Source organism: Natrialba aegyptia DSM 13077, assembly GCF_000337535.1.
Taxonomy (GTDB): domain Archaea; phylum Halobacteriota; class Halobacteria; order Halobacteriales; family Natrialbaceae; genus Natrialba; species Natrialba aegyptia.
In genome coordinates this window covers 1-16,274 of the sequence record NZ_AOIP01000055.1, presented here as the reverse complement: position 1 = coordinate 16,274, position 16,274 = coordinate 1, and the positions used below count along the sequence as shown (strand labels likewise).

The window sequence follows — 16,274 nt, the reverse complement described above, 5'->3', positions numbered from 1 at the left end:
GCCTCGTCGTCGCAATCACCAACTACGAACGAGGAGACAATCCAGGAAGCACCGTGATCACGGTGTGAGAACTCTTCTATGACACCCTCAAACATAAATAAGAAAAATCCAACACAGAGCGGGATGAGCCGCCGATCGATGACAGCGAGGTCCAGTATTGCTGTTACAGCGATTCCACTTACAAAGACCAGCATAACGAATACACCGACTGCATAGTAGAACCGGATATCAGATTCAAAGTATTCTTGAATTCCCATTATGCTTTGTTGGTGACTGGTGGCGAAAAGTATAGCGAAGTTCACTCAGTTCGCAGGTGCGGCAAGTAGGGATGTAGACACGTAATTCCTAACTGTTGGGAAGCAACTACTGAATTATATATAGCTACCTCTTAGAGTGCACGGTGCCACGAACTGATTCGATCACTCGGCGTGGAATCATGCGAATGACCGGAGCGACAGCCGTGGGAACAGTATTAGCAGGCTGTTCCGACGATGGTGGTAACGGCGGTGATGACGGTAATAGCGGTGGCGGTGGTGAGGCGATCGAGCCCGACACGCAGATTGAGTTCGACGGGCAGACGGCTGGCTGGGTCGGAATTGCGCCCGACTCGATTGCGGATGAGAAGAACCCGACGCTCACCCTCCAAGAAGGTGAAACCTACGAGATCGGCTGGACCACTGGCGACGACGCGAACCATAACATCGCGATTTACGACGATAGCGACGAGGTTGTCGACGACCTCGCGACCGAAGAGACAGCCGATCCCGGCGACGACCAATGGCTCGAGTTCGAGGCCAGCAGCGAGATGGTCACGTATATCTGCGAGGTCCACCCGAATTCGATGGTTGGCGATATTCAGGTCGAGTGACGGCGGTGGCAGTAATATGGTCGGCTAACAACTTTCACTTCGACAGAACTTGGCAGTAGTAATGGCGAAGCTGCGGGAGAATAGCTCTATCTTGCATTCGTTTCAATTGGAGTTGGAACTCGTCACTTCCGGTGGACGACCTGCTTTCTGTGGCTACTGACAAAGTCTTCCACAACTGGATTACGAAATACGAGTTCTACGCACTCGATGTCGAGACACTCATCTTACAGCGTGGGTCGTGACCGTTGACGTTAGGACATAAAGCTCTCATCCGGACAAAAGGCTACTCTCAGCGCTGGATGGCTGACAATTCGTATTCAACAACGAAGCGCTCTCTCGGCGATGCCGTGAAAGCGCTCGGCTGGTATCGACAGTTCCGTGAAATCGTCCTCATGTTCGCCATCTTGAACATAGAACCGCTCTGTAAACCACTCTAACCGTGATTCAATATCTATTCACCTATGGAAATTCTGCTAACCGATCAAACCACGTTTGCTAAGATAGTTCTTCGGGCGACAAAGACTTGCTGTAGTTTTCGAGCGTAGAATCAACCACCGGCGAACCGATGGCTACTAAAACAGCCATCAGGCGGGGGACTTCTTGTTTGCGAGAGCAGTTGCTCACGCTGCCACCAACCGGCCAATGAGCGCCGCCCCGGCGGCGCTCAGGCACTTACCCCTGGTGGATCGTATACCTCCTCACGGTCCAGCATGTGATACATTGAAACCAGCAGCTTCCGGGCGGTTGCTACAATCGCTGTTTTCGAGTTCTTTTTTCGAGCTAACCGGTTGTAAAACCGGCTGAGGTACTCGTCTTCGCACGTATGNGTTGCTACAATCGCTGTTTTCGAGTTCTTTTTTCGAGCTAACCGGTTGTAAAACCGGCTGAGGTACTCGTCTTCGCACGTATGTACCGCTGAATACGACGCTTGAACGAGCAGCCACCGGACTCGTCCTGATCCTCGCTTCGAGATGCTCCTCAAACCGCGAGTCGCCAGACTCGCGGATTATCGGGTTCAACCCAACGTAACTTACGACCTCTTTGGCCCGGTCAAACCGGTCGATCGCTCCCAACTCCGCATAAATCGTCAACGCGGCACTGTCTAGTTGAGCCAGTTTGAGAAGTGAGCAGGTCGTAACGTTGAGTTGGTTGATGCTCGCAGACCTGCTCAGCGAGAGCTATGAGACGGATTTAGAAGAATCTTGGGAGAATGAGCGGACGGCGACGCCCGTCAGGGCGTTCGCCGTCCGCCTCCATCAGACGGGTTGTTCGCTTCGGGAGACAACAACGATTCTCGCTGAATGAGGCGTTGAACGCTCTCATGGAGCAGTTTGGAACTGGGTTCATCGGCTGGCTGACAGCGGACACGACCCGCCGACGGCAACGTCGTCGCGGGTCGCCGTTGACGAAACTGCTGTCAAGATCAACGGCGAGTGGTCTTGGTTGTATGCTGCAATAGACATTGAGACAAAGTTGATTCTCGACGTTGCGTTGTTCAGCCGACATGGCACTGATCCAGCGGCTGCATTTCTGCAGAAACTCCGCGAGAAACACGATCTCTCTGAGGCTGAGTTTCTCGTCGATCAATGTGGGTATCGGACTGCCCTCTCCCGAGTCGGGCTGAGCGGTCGAGTCAACTATACCGACCGAAACCTCATCGAAAAGTGGTTTCACACCCTCAAAATGCGCACCGACCGCTTCCATAATTCATGGGTGGGCAGTCGGGCGAGCGTCCGAGAGTGTCTTGAACAGTTCGTGCATTACTACAACCATCAACGACCGTATCAAACTCTCGACAGAAAAACACCAGTTGAGAGGTGCAGAACTATACAGTGCCGATACACCAATAACATTATTTATATTATTTACGAGAATTAGAAATTAAGATAGAAGGACCGAGAAACGGGGCTCAACCTCTTCTGTGAGCAAGAGATAGTACAGCTATGAGCGAGGATGTATCGAATCAAAATGCAGCGACTGAAATCGCAGAGGAATATGCTAACAAAGAGTGTGTTGGGCAATTTGGTGAAATTACCGAAACTGAAGAACGCAACACAAAGTGGATAATCGAGTTCCAGACACACACGCTCTCCGATGCATATACACATCGTGTTCAAATCACCAAATCCGTTGGGAATGTGATTTCACACGATCGATCGAGCCGCTTTGATTGATCCTGGCTATCGCGGGTGAGAACCCATTCATCGACATTATCTGGAGAAATTAACCTGACATGATGTGTCTAAAGAATTATTGAATATAATTCACTTTATATAACCTGTGGAATTAATGTGTCATCACATGATTATAGTCCAGAGTCACTACCTGCTGGTTGGTAACTCAAACCACGTTACGTTTTTATTCCTAAAGCTACTGGCTAGTTGTTGTCTTCATCGCGGTTAGTGCAGTTCCCGAATTATCATCCACATATAACATGGCTGGGAAAAAAGATGTCCTCAAAGCGATGCATCGACTCGTTACTAGACAACTGCTCTTTCCACGGATCCGTCTGCGCACGACTCTACAGGAGGTGACTCTGGACGCGTGACTGAAACGCTTCTGAAAACCATCTCCCAGAAGCAGTTACCCTCTCTTTCGGAATTTTTCGAGCGGTTCGGGTTGGCATTCGTGATGGTTGCTAGCTATTTCGGTTCAGGCTCGGTATTCATCATGAGTACCGCAGGCGTGCAGTTCGGATATGCACTGATCTGGCTCATTGGGATTGCAGTTCTGCTCGGTATTATGGCTCAGGATATGAGTGCCCGGGTTGGTATCTTCGGCGACTCGTTAGGGCAGTTCACCCGCCGAAAACTTGGGGAAAATGGAGCAACAGTTGTGCTGGTGTTCGTGTCAATTGGTTGCATCCTGTGGGGGCTAGAGTTGACTGCTGCTGTCGGTCTCGGAACCCAGATTCTACTCGAAAGCGTCTTCGGCATCTCCATAAGCTGGATGATAATTGCCGGATTCACTGGCATCCTCGCTGCTGGTCTAGGAGTATTACGGTACCAGATTATTGAGTATCTGATGACAACAATGATGCTGGTGCTGTTTGTTATCTTTGGCATTGTGGCGGTTGCCAGTGACCCGAATCCTGCCACAGTTGCTACCGGAGTGATACCAGATCAAACATTTCTGACTCCAAGTGGGATGACGCTCGCGGCAGCCATTCTCGGAACAACGGCGTTATGGCCGAACTTGTTCCTCGAATCGCTGTTCGTTGAGGAGAAAGGATGGCAAGAACAATCAGACCTCTTCAATATGCGTCTCGATCTCGCGATGGGATATGGTCTCGGTGGCCTCGCATCGATTGCCATCGTGGTCGCGACGGCCACAGTTCTTCGACCCGCTGGAATCACTGAATTACAATCGTTTATCACACCTGGGCAAGCGTTAACAAACGTACTCGGCACATGGGCGATGTTATTGTTCCTGGGTGGAACACTGGTCGCTGCGTTCAACAGCATTATTCCCATTCTCTGGGCGCCGGCATACATTCTCCACGAAGCTCGAGGGAAGCAGATCAAGTCATCGAACCCGAGTGAGGCCCGGCAGTCGTTCCGTCTGTTGTTTATCGGCCTGTGTCTGCTTAGCGGACTCTCACCGCTGGTTCACCTTCTTGGCGGCCTAAGTGTGATGGATATGATTATTCTGTTTCCGGCTTGGAACGGCGTATTCGGGCTCCCTATCTCAGCAACCCTCCTGTTCTTGGCCGTCAATGACAGTGAGACAATGCATGGACACGAAAATGATTGGCGACTAAACGCTGCCAATCTCGTACTGGTCGTTCTCGCGATCATACTAGCGGTCCTTTCCGCTCAAGATGTTGTTGGCGCGATCTTTGGTGGCGGTCTCTGATTAATATGTTTCCAGTACTGGCCGCCATCTTAATCGCTATCGCGCTATTTGCTGGTGTCGGTATCACGACTGTCGGCCCTGGCGGTGTGTTCGTCACTGCAGCACTCTACAGATTGACGAACCTCTCCTCGGCAGCTGTTGCTGGGACCGCTAGTGCAACGTTTATCGCAACGGGCCTCATCGGGAGTATTGTCTACGCTCGCTCCGGCGAACTGACGACGGGGCCAGCACGCAAAGCTACGATACTACTCAGCGGAACCGGAATCGTCGGAGCGCTCGCTGGCACCCGTGTGAACCTTGTCATCAATGATCAACTGTTCGGAGTCCTCCTTTCGGTGTTTCTCGCTAGCGTCGGTGTCCTCCTTGCGTATCGTGAACTCGTCGGGATCAAACCTCGAGGGCTCCTAGGTGAGACGGCCATACAGCGGCATATAATACTCGCTATCGTGGGAGGGAGTATCGGTATCCTTGGCGGAATGCTCGGCATCGGGGGACCGGTTGTCGCAGTCCCTGTGTTAGTTGCGCTGGGAATGCCGATGCTCCAAGCGATTGCAGTTGCGCAGGTACAGTCAATATTCCTTGCACTCTTTGCAACAATTGGGTACCTAATTGTCGGAGCTGTCGACGTGACTACAGCGGTATTAGTTGGTATTCCTCAGCTTATTGGCGTTCTTGCTGGTTGGTATGTTGCTCATCAGGTTTCACCCCGCCGGTTGCGAATTGCGCTCGCTGGTATTCTCGTAGTTGTCGCAGTTATTATTCCTCTCTAATGACTTGATGCTTTTTTCGGCTCTGGTGAATCGCTAGATGACGGCGACTTCAGGCACTAGATCAGGCGGCTCGATGCACTACTCTGGGACAATTCTGGTTTCAACTTCTAGCGGATTTCTGCTGGCGAAGTGATTGTACTCATTCACAGTGCCACTAACATGGTCTAACCCAACGCTCTATGGCGATTCACCAGAGCCAATTTGATGAACGTTGAGAGCGTTCGCCGTCCGGCTCCACGCGACTGGTTGTCCGCTTCGAGAGACACAAACGATTTTTGACTTACTCGGCGTTGAACGCTCTTATCAAGCGATCTGACACTGGGTACATCGGCTGGCTAACAGCGTTCCAGACCGTCGACAGTGCAGCCGTTGGCGGGTCGCGGTTAATGAAACCGCTGTCAGGACTAACGGCGATCGATCTTGGATGTATGCTGCAATAGATCTTGACACTAAACTCATCCTCGATGTAGCACTGTTTGAACGGCGAGGCACTGATCCGACTGCTGCGTTTCTGCATGAACTCACCGAGAAATACGATCTCTCTGATGCTGAGTTTCTCGTCGATGGTGCTGGATATCTGACTGACCTCTCTCGATTTGAATTGAGCGGTCACCTTGACTATGTTGATCGAAACCACATCGAAAAATGGTTTCACACCCTCAAAATTTGGGTTGACTGCTTCCACAATTCGTGGGTCGGCAGTCGGGCAAGGCCAGAGAATGGCTTGAACAGTTTGTCCACTACTATAACACACAGCGACCGCACCAGTCACTCAACAAACAACCGCCAGCGGAGGTGCTAAACTAGACAGTGCCTTATAGCCGTACTTCACATCATGCTTATCTAAGAGAGCAGTTGCCTTCTTGATCTTGCCATTATTAAGATGGTTCCGGACTGCGGTTTTGATTCTCTCTGTCTCTACTGAGCCGTCCTTTGGTCGGGCTGTCTGAGCAAAGACAGAAGTCGATAGGCCAGTTGTAACAGCTCTGGTCGCAACCGTGGCTTTCACGAACGTGCGCCGTGATTGGCGGGATGAATAATAAATTATTACAACAATATTGTTGTATTATATATACATGAATGTGGCACTGTCTAGATAAGGAAAGCCGCAAGGCTGAGAAACGTTGCCGTTGCGATATCAACTGTGAAATCACTGTCGAGGCGCTGAGACAACAAGGCTTTGTTCCACGAACGGCGAAAATTCGGCTGCATCGGCACACGTCTCACGAAGAGCGACTATCTCCTTTCTCACCTATAGTGCCTCAATAGGCGTTAAAACGTCTCTCTACACCAGAAGCGCTTAACTAGACAGTGCCATAAATGTTTTGCTAATGGTAATTACTAATGGACCAATCATAGTCCGGTATTAATATGTGCTAATAGCTACCATGACCTCGATGTTCGATATCGGTCGATTCGGGCTTTGTTCTCGGCGTACAACCGGCCCGAATCATAGATCGGGTCATCCGGAAGCGCCGCCTCACCCTCAGGAACCGTCGCGACGGGGAGCTCAGTCTCCGCAAGGAGGTCCTGAACCATCGATTCCCACGTGCCAAGTGGCGACTCATCGTCCATCAGCCCGCGTAGGCGCTCGAATACGTCTGCGACCTCCGCATAGGCGGCATTGAAGTCCTCGATCCACGCTTCCAGGTCATCGAGTTCATCGTCGACGCCGGCCTCGCAAAGCCGATCTTCGATTCGGGCCTGGACATCGTCTTCCCACTGCTCGCTGCGGCGGGCGTTCTTACGAGGGAGATCCGGATCGGTGTACCGTTCGAGGGCATCGCGAACGATGCGGCGGAACTCGTCAGGGTGTTGCTCGAGCGCGTTCAACTCGGTCGCGCCGGCCCCGTGTTCCTGCTCCCACTCNATCGCGAACGATGCGGCGGAACTCGTCAGGGTGTTGCTCGAGCGCGTTCAACTCGGTCGCGCCGGCCCCGTGTTCCTGCTCCCACTCGGAGATACGACGATTGTACGCAACGCCGCCGGTTCCTGTCGCTGAACTCTCTTCGATGGGTTTTCGCGGGAGGTCCAGGTTCTCGATTTGATCGGTCGTCACAGCCAGCCGTTCGATCACGACGCGTTGTTCGTGGTCGCTGCGTTGATGCAACCAGGCGAGTTTCCCTGCCATGTTCGCCGGCATATCGTAGCCTTTCACGTCGAAATCAGCCAGATACAGAATCACCGCGGGTTTGCCGGCATCGTCGATGCGCTGTGCCAGCTCGTTCGCGACGGTTAACGAGAGGTCGCCCTCGCCCTCGACGACGGCGTTACAGACGTACTCGACAGTCAACCCGCCCCGGCCGCGGCTATAATCGGGCAGTGTCTTCCCAGACCCCATATTGGTATCATATACATACATTCCAACTCACCTATTTACTCTAGGATATATACTATATTCCTCATTCTATATATTAGTTCTACCAGTGAATTTATATCAGATGTAGATAGAGTATTACCTGTGTGAGGACATAATATATGAGAACAAACGGTATAACTACAACCCAACCTCTCCCGTCTTTAGACGTATTGTGCTTCAAACAGAGCCGTAATACTATCTTAGGACCATTCGTTTGAATCGGTGTTTGAAACAACCCTTTCCAGATCACACTAAGTCATGAGTCCGAGTCCCCAAGCCCCATCTGAACAGTCTACCAACCATGGATCGAGTTACTCCGTTAGCTTACCGAGCTCCCAAAGCTGCCTCCATTCGATACGGTCACGACTTGTCCCAATTGCTGTGAGCATTGCCTTCCTGCTCCTCAGTACTACGACCGTGGCCGCCCAGTCAGACGTTGGCGATGTTTACTGCGGAACCGGTGTCGAGACTGGAATCGGGATCGTCTTCGGTGCCGTTGCTGGCCTTGGACTTCCTGCAACTGGGTTCTATGTCGGTCGAGCAGGGCTCTCGTATATGCGCGCTGGCGGAAATCCCGAAAGGAAGAACCAAGCCAAAGAGAAGCTTGTTATGTCGGGTATCGGGTTCGCCATTATTGTCCTCGCCCTCATTTCACCAGAACTCATCGACAAAGTCGGAAGCCAGATGGGATTCGGCTTCTCCAACTGCGTGAAACCGTTCTAACCCATCAGCTGACGTGGTTCACTGGAACTCCATGCCCTCGCCGCGGACGATCGCCCTCGCTCTAACGGTCCTCGCCGCTAGCGGAGGCATTATCAGCCTAACCGGAGCCGTCACTGCAGTTGAGTCGAGTTCAAACGCAACGATTCCAGCCGATGGACCAGCATACGGTGTGAACGAAACACGATACCCACTGCTGTGGTCCGAAGACGTCGATCACGGCAATCATTCGAGTAACGGTACAGAAGATACCGTTTCCTCCGGGTTGGAATTCTCTACCCGGCTTGCAAACTCGACAGATGTTCCGTTCGACGAGCCGATCACGGATGTTGAGACGTGGAACAGCGGTGATCTCCAGGATTTTGCTCCCGGAGAGGCAAATACGTCAGTCTATCCTGATGGAACCCACCGTGAGAACGGGCTGTACATCAAAGATGCGTATACGAGCATCGTTGCGGTTCAGCCGTCGACGATCCTCCATACAGAGAATAACTCAACTCGGTATATCGCTCCGGACGGTGAGGTCCTTACGATAGCTGATTATCGAGTTGCGCTTCCAGACAATGATGATAGCGGATCTACTCGTGATCAGTGGTCGATCGCTAGAAGCTCAATCGACAGTGTCACATTGCAGGCAGATGGTCGTGAACTCGACACTGACGGCGATCACCGCTCCACGCTCGAATATAGCGGGTTAGCAGGCACGCAAAATCTAACCGTCGAAACGAACATTTCCGTTCGGCTTCGTCACAAAACACAGACGTGCTGGCTGTACAACAGCACAGCCGATTCCTGTGACGGATCGTGGAAGAACGAAACTGAGTACCTGACCGACCAGGTCACAGTGACGGATTCTTACCAGGCAGTTGCAACCCAGATCAACGAACGTGGCGGAAAGCGCGTTACGTTTGAGAATGCCGAGAATCATACTGGTGTCGTCATCCATCCGGGAACCACGTGGGCGGGACTCGATATTAGCAGTGATGTCTGTCTTCGTGGGAACTGGCGCTTCTATTCTGCAGGGATAGACGGCTGGCGGACGATGGTGTCTCGAAACGAGACCACCACTACTCAACGGAACTCTTCGGTTCGTCCGGCACAACTCCACGCCGTTCCCATGCAGCAAGAGCCGGTGTTGGTGAGCGAGGCAACAGGTGATGTCGAGATACCGTTAGTGATCGAAGAAGCGTGGGGACGTGAGCAAAACGGCACATCACTCCCAGACACGATTTCTATTCCGGTCGCCGATCGCTATGTGAACGCAACATCCATTGCGGTCCGTTCGGAGACGCTTCCCGCAGCAACCTTCGATGAGGTGACCGTCCGTGGGATCGTTCGTGGCCAGTCACAGACGATTTCGGTCACTGACAACGGCGCCGTTAGTGACACAAACCTCAATCTGACGGTTCTCGAAGCGGACTCCTCAGGAGCACTGGTACAGGCAATCGTTACTGAAAATACAACCGGCGACCCGGTCACGACCGGTCGAGTCGAGGTTGGCAACCAGTCCGCAGCTGTGAACGCCAGTGGAATAGCCGTTCTTGAACTCGAAGAGCGCCCATCGCTGGTCGTTGATGGCCAGTACGTTCCCAGAGACTGGTGGCGTGCAGAGCAGTTGTACTCCTCAGCATCGGATCGAGCAAAGATTCCTGCGAACTATCCTGAGTTCCAGAAACTCGTCGAGTTCGTTCTCGTAACACTCCTCTGGTTCTTGCCAGCTGCTCTGGCTGTCTATGGCTTCGACTATGTGACCGGTGGCGCGGCCCTTGGACTGAGAGATCAACAATGACAGAAGACACGCATCCAGACGAGAGTCGTATCGCTCGCCGATCAGTTCTCGCCAGCCTTGGCGTTGGCACAGCCTTGCTTGCTGGCTGTACCTCTAATCCCGTTTCTGGGCCATCCACAAACAGTACAGACGGAACTGGGCTCAGTGTCGAAGAGAGTGATGTCTTCTCTGCTGTCGAGATGAACGACGAGTACCTCGAAATCGAGGTTACCGATGAGACCTCTATCGAGTTCATCAATCTCGTTGATCCTGAGGGAGAACTCTACAACCAGCAACGACTCAAGAACGGTGAAACCAAAACGTCGTTCGAAGTTCTTGGTCGCTATGAAGATGCTTTTCCCACTGGGGACTACAAGCTGATCGCTCTCCAGGGTGACGAACAAATCGATACGACGACGATTACGCTCGAGGCCGATTGTACGATCACAGATGTACTCTGGGCTGCAGAGAATCCCGATATGGACTGGGATACAAAGCCGTCTGATTGGGAGACCTATGCAGCGGTCGTAATTGAGAATACGGGAACAATTCCGTCGTTACTCACAGAGCTTGAGTGGACAGAAGCCCCGGTCGCGAAACTACAGTCCAAGGGGTCGCAATCATATTATCACGAAACCCGATTGCCGCCAGGAAGAACTACAGTCTATTCGAAGGGGTCTGTTTATGCAACGAATGGTGCAGTGCATTCTCTTGACTGTAGTGATCTCGAGACGGAACCATTGACTGTCACGGCTACTGTTCAGGTCGGGTCAAATCCATCGTATACTCAGCAAATCCAGTATGGAGACGGCAAGTCTTGTGAAATCTCGATTGTCAATGACAGCGCTGACGAATCTACATCTAGCGAGGGTGAGAATTAAATGGCATGGCTGCAAGAAGAAGTTGAAAACGCAATTGAGAACGTCATTGAGGATTTCACTGATGCTCTTCTCGGCCTTATTAATAATATCTATGAGGCAATCTTAGGTCCTATTGTCGGCGTCCCGACTCCGAAGTCAGATTCTGGATACATGGTTGTTGGTGCCCCAGATAATGCGCCGTGGGAGAGTCTGTACCAGGATGTATACCTCTCGTACATTATGCCGCTGGCAATCATGATGTCGGTCATCGCTTTTGCATTCGTTGGTCTCCGCGCGGGATCGATGAGCGAGTATCGACGAAAGCAACTCCTCCGACGGCTTGGTCTCGTATTCATGGGAACATTCGTCTGGTTCCCACTCGTATCTATTCCCTTGCAATTCATCGATGCAGTGGGGCTCACGATCGCTCCAACCGACGAGATGTCTGCGGGGCTCGGGGGGCTTATTCAATCCTCTCTCGGAGGCACGTTTGCTGTTCTTGCGATGGTTGTCATATCGAATTTCTTCTTGGTAGTTGCTGGGTTCATAGTTGCACTTCGCTGGATTTCGCTCTGTGTATTAACACCGATAATGCCATTGCTGGGCGTTCTCTGGTCAATGGAAGTCTGGCCATTTAGCCCAGCAGCAAACATGGCCCGTCGAGCTGCTGGAATCTATCCTGGACTCGTACTTGCTGGCATTCCTCCAGCTATCCTTTTCCGAATTGGGTGGGAGGTCGGTGGTCTTGAAACCTCTGTCAAGGGGCTTTTTTCGCTATTCATTGGATTAGCCTTGATCCCAGCAGCGATTATCGCGATGCTCATGACAGTCTACTGGAGCAGCCCAGCAATGCGGACCATCGCTCAGAAAGGTGTGTCTGCGACGAATCCTGGCGCAGCTGCATCAGGAGCGGCAAAGGCGAAACGCGCTTCTGGAAAGACCGTCCGTGGCGCCCGAAATGTCCACCGAGGATACGCAGACAACAAGATTGGCGCAGTCACGAAGAGCGGACAAACCACGATCGGGAGTAGCGGTTCGAAGGCATACAAGGTCGGTGCATCCGCTCGCTCGACAAAGACCCATGCTGGCCGCTACAACAACCTTCGGAAGTCGAAGACGGGCCGAATGCGCGATAAGGCTACCGATGACGCTCGAAAAGCGACACAGAAGGTCTCGACTCGAACGAAACGTGGACTCAAAAATACGAAGCGAAAGGTCTCACGGTGGTGATACTCGTGAGTACGAATACAGCTGACGGCGAGTATAACGCCCGAAAAATCCACCAATCACTCGGCGGCACAACAGCCTTCTTTCGAGGTTACACGATTGGCGAACTCATGCTGTTCCTCGCAGTGGCCTTCGTCACCGTCGTTGCAGCAACGTTCGTTCCAGCGGCACTGACAATCCCAGTATTAGGGTTTGGGACGATGGTCACAACGGTGCTGTTCTTGCTGCATAAGGTGAAACCGAGATATCTCTGGCTTACAGAGTGGCTCGCCGCTCGCTTTGGCTGGGCGATCAAGAACAAAGAGTACACTCACGGCGATGCGGACAGCAGTGAGGTCCGATATCTAACACGCCTACAGCGAGTCTATCCCCACGCTCTGGAACGAACGGATGGAGCACTCGTCGGAGCGATGAAAGTCGAGCCAGCGAACATGGCTCTCGAAGACGACGATGCATGGGCGAAGGCTGTCCAGTCCCTCTCAGAGTTCGCCAACTCGACGGTCAACTTCCCGGTAAAGATCTACGTTACTAGTCGAGAGGTCGCCGAGGACGATGTCGTCCGTGCACATCGTGATCGACTTGGTGATGCTGATGTCCGCTCTCGCCCAGTGTTGAAACGACTCCTCTCGGAGTACGTTTCTGCAAACACAACCGACAACGGGGACATCGACGCCGAGACAACTACGATCCGCGAGTATTATCTCATCACTGCTGTCGCTGACGACGATATCGACCAGTTCGATGAAACCGGCGATAGCGTTCTCACGTATCTCGCTGATGTTCCTGTCCTCGGGCGATTCTTCGCTCGATTCCAAAGCGATGATCTGACCGAGTCCGAGCGGGAGCAACTCAAAGAGGAGCAACTCGAATCTCGACTTGCACAACTGCGTCGTGGGGGCTCGTCGCTTTACCGGTGTACGATCAGTCCTGTCGATGCATACGATCTCACTCGGATCACGAAGGAGTACTGGACGTGTCGATCGGAAGACTACGCTAACATCGCCGAGGCTCTGGGGACGTTCCCGGTCGTCTCCCACGGAATTAGCGACGGTGTGCCGGCGACACCCGATCCCGATGCTGTCCTTGAGGCAATGGCTGAACGGGACAGTACAGCCAACGCGGATTCAGATTCCCATGAAGGGGCCGCTAACGAGGATACTGACACTCCATCTGTTCCTGCTGCTGATCGATTACCAGATACGTCGACGATGCATCAGTCGGTTATTGCGCCGTCAACAGTCGACTGGGAGACGACCTACGCTGTGATCAACGACGAGACGTACGTGCGAACGTTCTGGATCGAGCAGTTTCCCGAGGAGCCAACGGATGGACTCCTCGAACGACTGCTACTCGAGACCGATCTCCAGACGGATATCAGCATCCACCTCGATCCGTTCGATAGCCAGTCGGCCCAGGATATGATGGCAGACTGGATTTCGGATTTGAAGATCATACTGCCGGACAAAACTATTCACACGTCGGTCGCATTCGAACGGTCGTCGCCACAAGCGACGATCCGTGAGACGCGATCGAGTGNCACGTCGGTCGCATTCGAACGGTCGTCGCCACAAGCGACGATCCGTGAGACGCGATCGAGTGTTCACTGACTTTTGTCCGGCAGTATCAATCAGCACGACTCGAACAGCCTCAAAGCCGAGGATCTGCAGGAGGATATCGACCAAGCGAAGTACATGCGGTCACTCGTTCGCGCGAACAAAGCGTCGTTCTACCGCGGTGGCGTGTTCATCCGACTCGCCGCTGAGAGCGAGCAGGCACTCGACAATCAGACAACCCGCTTGCGGTCGATCATCAAAGACGCACCGGCAAACTGTACCCTCAAGGTCGCGAGCCGCTGGCAGGAACGTGGACTCGCAACAGTGTCGCCGCTTGGAACGAACGAACTGGGACGTGATCGGATGTCGACGCTCACGAATCAGGCGATCGGCGCGATGTTCCCCTTCTCGTCGAACTACCTGATGATGGACGACGGTATCGAGTACGGCTATCACGGACACAACGGCTCGCCTGTCCGCATCAATCCGTGGGCGCTCGAGACTGGCCACAGCGAACTCGTCGTCGGAATGCCGGGTGCCGGGAAAACGTTCGGCGGTATCATGCGTCACCTTCGAATGATGAAGCGCCGTCACGACACGATGCTCGTTCTCGTCGATCCGGTTGGCGGCTTCCGCGGCATTGCGGATGCCCTGAACGCGAAGACGATCACCGTTGGTGGCGATACGAAACTGAATCCACTCGAGATCCGTGAAACGCCCCAGCACGTTCTTGACTCGGGTGAAGGGATCTCTCCCCTCTCGGCGAAGAAAGACGAGGTCTACGCTGTCCTCGAGAACTTTCTCGATGCTCGTGATATCGACCTCGGGACTGAGACTGGCGTCCTCTCGTATGTCATTGACGAGACTTACCGGCAAGCAGGTATCGTTGAGGACGATGTCTCGACGCATACGTCGGCAAACTCGCCGACGATGCAGGACGTCCATCGAATCCTCTGTGATATCGCCGAGAACCCAGACGAGCACAATATCGCAGCATCCGAATCCGCCCGCGAACGTGCCGCCCAGTACGCCGATGAACTCGCGATTGCGTTCCAGCCGTTCCGAGAGGGTGGAGCCTACGAAAACCTCTCCCATCACTCGGAGATCGATATCCTCAAAGGCGACAACAAGGTTGTCTACATCGACCTCGGCCAGATCGAGGGGAGTGCCTCGGGGATCGACCGCCAGACGTTCCTAATGCAACTGCTGCTGTCGACGATCTATCAGCAGGCAAAGAACACCCAACGGAACGTTGAACTCGCGATCGACGAAGCTCATTACCTCTTCGAGGACCAGGCAAATCTCGATTTTCTCGAGACAGCGTTTCGTCACCAGCGCCACGCCGGCCTTCGGATGGTACTCCTCTCGCAGACGGCCCAAGAGTTCTACGAGACCGAACAGGCGGAGAAGATTATCGGCATGTGTCCGATCAAGGTATTCCACAAGCTTCCTGACCTAGATGATCGGACAGCGGATAAAATCGGGCTCACAGAAGAGCAACGCCGGTACGTCAGAGGGGCTGACGCCGGAAAGGAAGATCTCGGCTATAGTCAGTCACTCGTCCGCGTTGAAGAACACGGCACGTACCCGCTGCATGTCGTTGCCGACGAGTTCGAGAAGCGGGTTATCGACTACGAGCCCGATGACCGAGAATTCATCCAGCGAGCGATTAGTGACGACCCAGTGGAACTGCTCGCCTTTGAAGAGTTCGTCGAGAGCGAGGTACAGCGCAATTCCCTATCGACACAGCTCGATATCACTGCAGATGAAGCAGCTCGTCTCCTCGAAGCAGACCTCACGCAAGAGGAGATCATCGACGCGGTCATTGAATATGCCACGGAGGCGGATACCGATGAGGTACCTGTCCGGGCCGATGGCGGGGAGTCAGCTACCGTGGATAGAGCAGCCGGAATAGAGGGTGAAGATCATGCCTAAGATTGGTCGTCTCAGAGGGATCCTGCGTACATCGCCACAATACGAGGCGACGCAACTCGAGTTCGGTGAGCAGGAAGCGTTCAGCCAGCGGCAAGCAGATACGTCAGGCACGCTTCTCCGGATTCGTCCCTACAAAGAAAACGAAGGTGTGGTGGATGGTGCAGGAGTTCTGCAGTCAGTCCACGATGTGACGACGAATTTTCGTGGGAAGAATACGAGCGATCACCACTCGTTCGAGGTCTGGTTCGACGAGGGAAAGATTAAATTCTACAGAGGGTGTCATAGAAGAGTTCTCACACCGTGATCACGGTGCTTCCTGGATTGTCTCCTCGTTCGTAGTTGGTGATTGCGACGACGAG

10 protein-coding genes and 7 pseudogenes are annotated in these 16,274 nt (G+C 53.1%); 14 read left to right on the top strand and 3 right to left on the bottom strand.

Annotation, left to right across the window (positions count from 1 at the left end; all coding sequences use genetic code 11):
* Window positions 1-257, bottom strand: a 257-nt coding sequence (locus C480_RS23665) for a hypothetical protein (RefSeq protein ID WP_006667340.1), incomplete at its 3' end; no start/stop codon positions are given.
* 179 nt (window positions 258-436) lie between these two features.
* Between C480_RS23665 and C480_RS19355 the strand changes: the two genes are divergently transcribed.
* Window positions 437-868: a cupredoxin domain-containing protein gene (locus C480_RS19355; protein WP_006667339.1), complete on the top strand. Its 432-nt coding sequence runs from the start codon at window positions 437-439 to the stop codon at window positions 866-868.
* Between the two features lie 134 nt (window positions 869-1,002).
* A pseudogene (locus C480_RS19350) lies at window positions 1,003-1,305 on the top strand (IS5/IS1182 family transposase); the annotation flags it as partial.
* 227 nt (window positions 1,306-1,532) lie between these two features.
* On the opposite strand, the pseudogene C480_RS22540 reads toward C480_RS19350, so the two are convergent.
* Window positions 1,533-1,965: pseudogene (locus C480_RS22540) on the bottom strand (transposase); the annotation flags it as partial.
* Window positions 1,966-2,020: 55 nt separating this feature from the next.
* On the opposite strand from C480_RS22540, the pseudogene C480_RS19345 reads away from it, so the two are divergent.
* The 5 genes and pseudogenes from C480_RS19345 to C480_RS22530 all read left to right on the top strand — a co-directional run.
* A pseudogene (locus C480_RS19345) lies at window positions 2,021-2,746 on the top strand (IS6 family transposase).
* Window positions 2,747-2,811: 65 nt separating this feature from the next.
* On the top strand, window positions 2,812-3,042 hold the full coding sequence (locus C480_RS23270) for a hypothetical protein (RefSeq protein WP_083873423.1): 231 nt from the start codon (window positions 2,812-2,814) through the stop codon (window positions 3,040-3,042).
* Between the two features lie 370 nt (window positions 3,043-3,412).
* Window positions 3,413-4,723, top strand: coding sequence for an NRAMP family divalent metal transporter (locus tag C480_RS19340; RefSeq protein WP_006667336.1), 1,311 nt, complete (start codon window positions 3,413-3,415; stop codon window positions 4,721-4,723).
* A gap of 5 nt (window positions 4,724-4,728) precedes the next feature.
* Entirely contained in the window at window positions 4,729-5,493 is a 765-nt protein-coding gene (locus C480_RS19335) for a sulfite exporter TauE/SafE family protein (protein WP_006667335.1), read from the top strand.
* A gap of 211 nt (window positions 5,494-5,704) precedes the next feature.
* Window positions 5,705-6,300 (top strand): annotated as a pseudogene (locus C480_RS22530) (IS6 family transposase); the annotation flags it as partial.
* Between the two features lie 576 nt (window positions 6,301-6,876).
* Here the strand turns inward: C480_RS22530 and C480_RS24345 are convergent.
* Entirely contained in the window at window positions 6,877-7,326 is a 450-nt protein-coding gene (locus C480_RS24345; RefSeq protein WP_241433879.1) for a hypothetical protein, read from the bottom strand.
* A 784-nt stretch (window positions 7,327-8,110) separates the two neighbouring features.
* Between C480_RS24345 and C480_RS19315 the strand changes: the two genes are divergently transcribed.
* The 7 genes and pseudogenes from C480_RS19315 to C480_RS19290 all read left to right on the top strand — a co-directional run.
* The gene (locus C480_RS19315; protein ID WP_083873422.1) at window positions 8,111-8,575 is read left to right on the top strand and encodes a pilin; all 465 of its coding nucleotides are present in this window, start codon (window positions 8,111-8,113) and stop codon (window positions 8,573-8,575) included.
* 31 nt (window positions 8,576-8,606) lie between these two features.
* Window positions 8,607-10,361, top strand: a complete 1,755-nt coding sequence (locus C480_RS19310; RefSeq protein ID WP_049904048.1) for a hypothetical protein — start codon at window positions 8,607-8,609, stop codon at window positions 10,359-10,361.
* On the top strand, window positions 10,358-11,221 hold the full coding sequence (locus C480_RS19305) for a hypothetical protein (RefSeq protein WP_241433878.1): 864 nt from the start codon (window positions 10,358-10,360) through the stop codon (window positions 11,219-11,221). Before C480_RS19310 ends, C480_RS19305 begins: the two co-directional genes overlap by 4 nt.
* On the top strand, window positions 11,222-12,430 hold the full coding sequence (locus C480_RS19300) for a hypothetical protein (RefSeq protein WP_006667330.1): 1,209 nt from the start codon (window positions 11,222-11,224) through the stop codon (window positions 12,428-12,430).
* 5 nt (window positions 12,431-12,435) lie between these two features.
* Window positions 12,436-13,875, top strand: a pseudogene (locus C480_RS22525) (VirB4 family type IV secretion system protein); the annotation flags it as partial.
* Between the two features lie 174 nt (window positions 13,876-14,049).
* Window positions 14,050-15,915: pseudogene (locus tag C480_RS22520) on the top strand (VirB4 family type IV secretion system protein); the annotation flags it as partial.
* Window positions 15,908-16,186 (top strand): annotated as a pseudogene (locus C480_RS19290) (hypothetical protein); the annotation flags it as partial. The pseudogenes C480_RS22520 and C480_RS19290, both read left to right, overlap by 8 nt.
* Window positions 16,187-16,274: the final 88 nt, after the last annotated feature.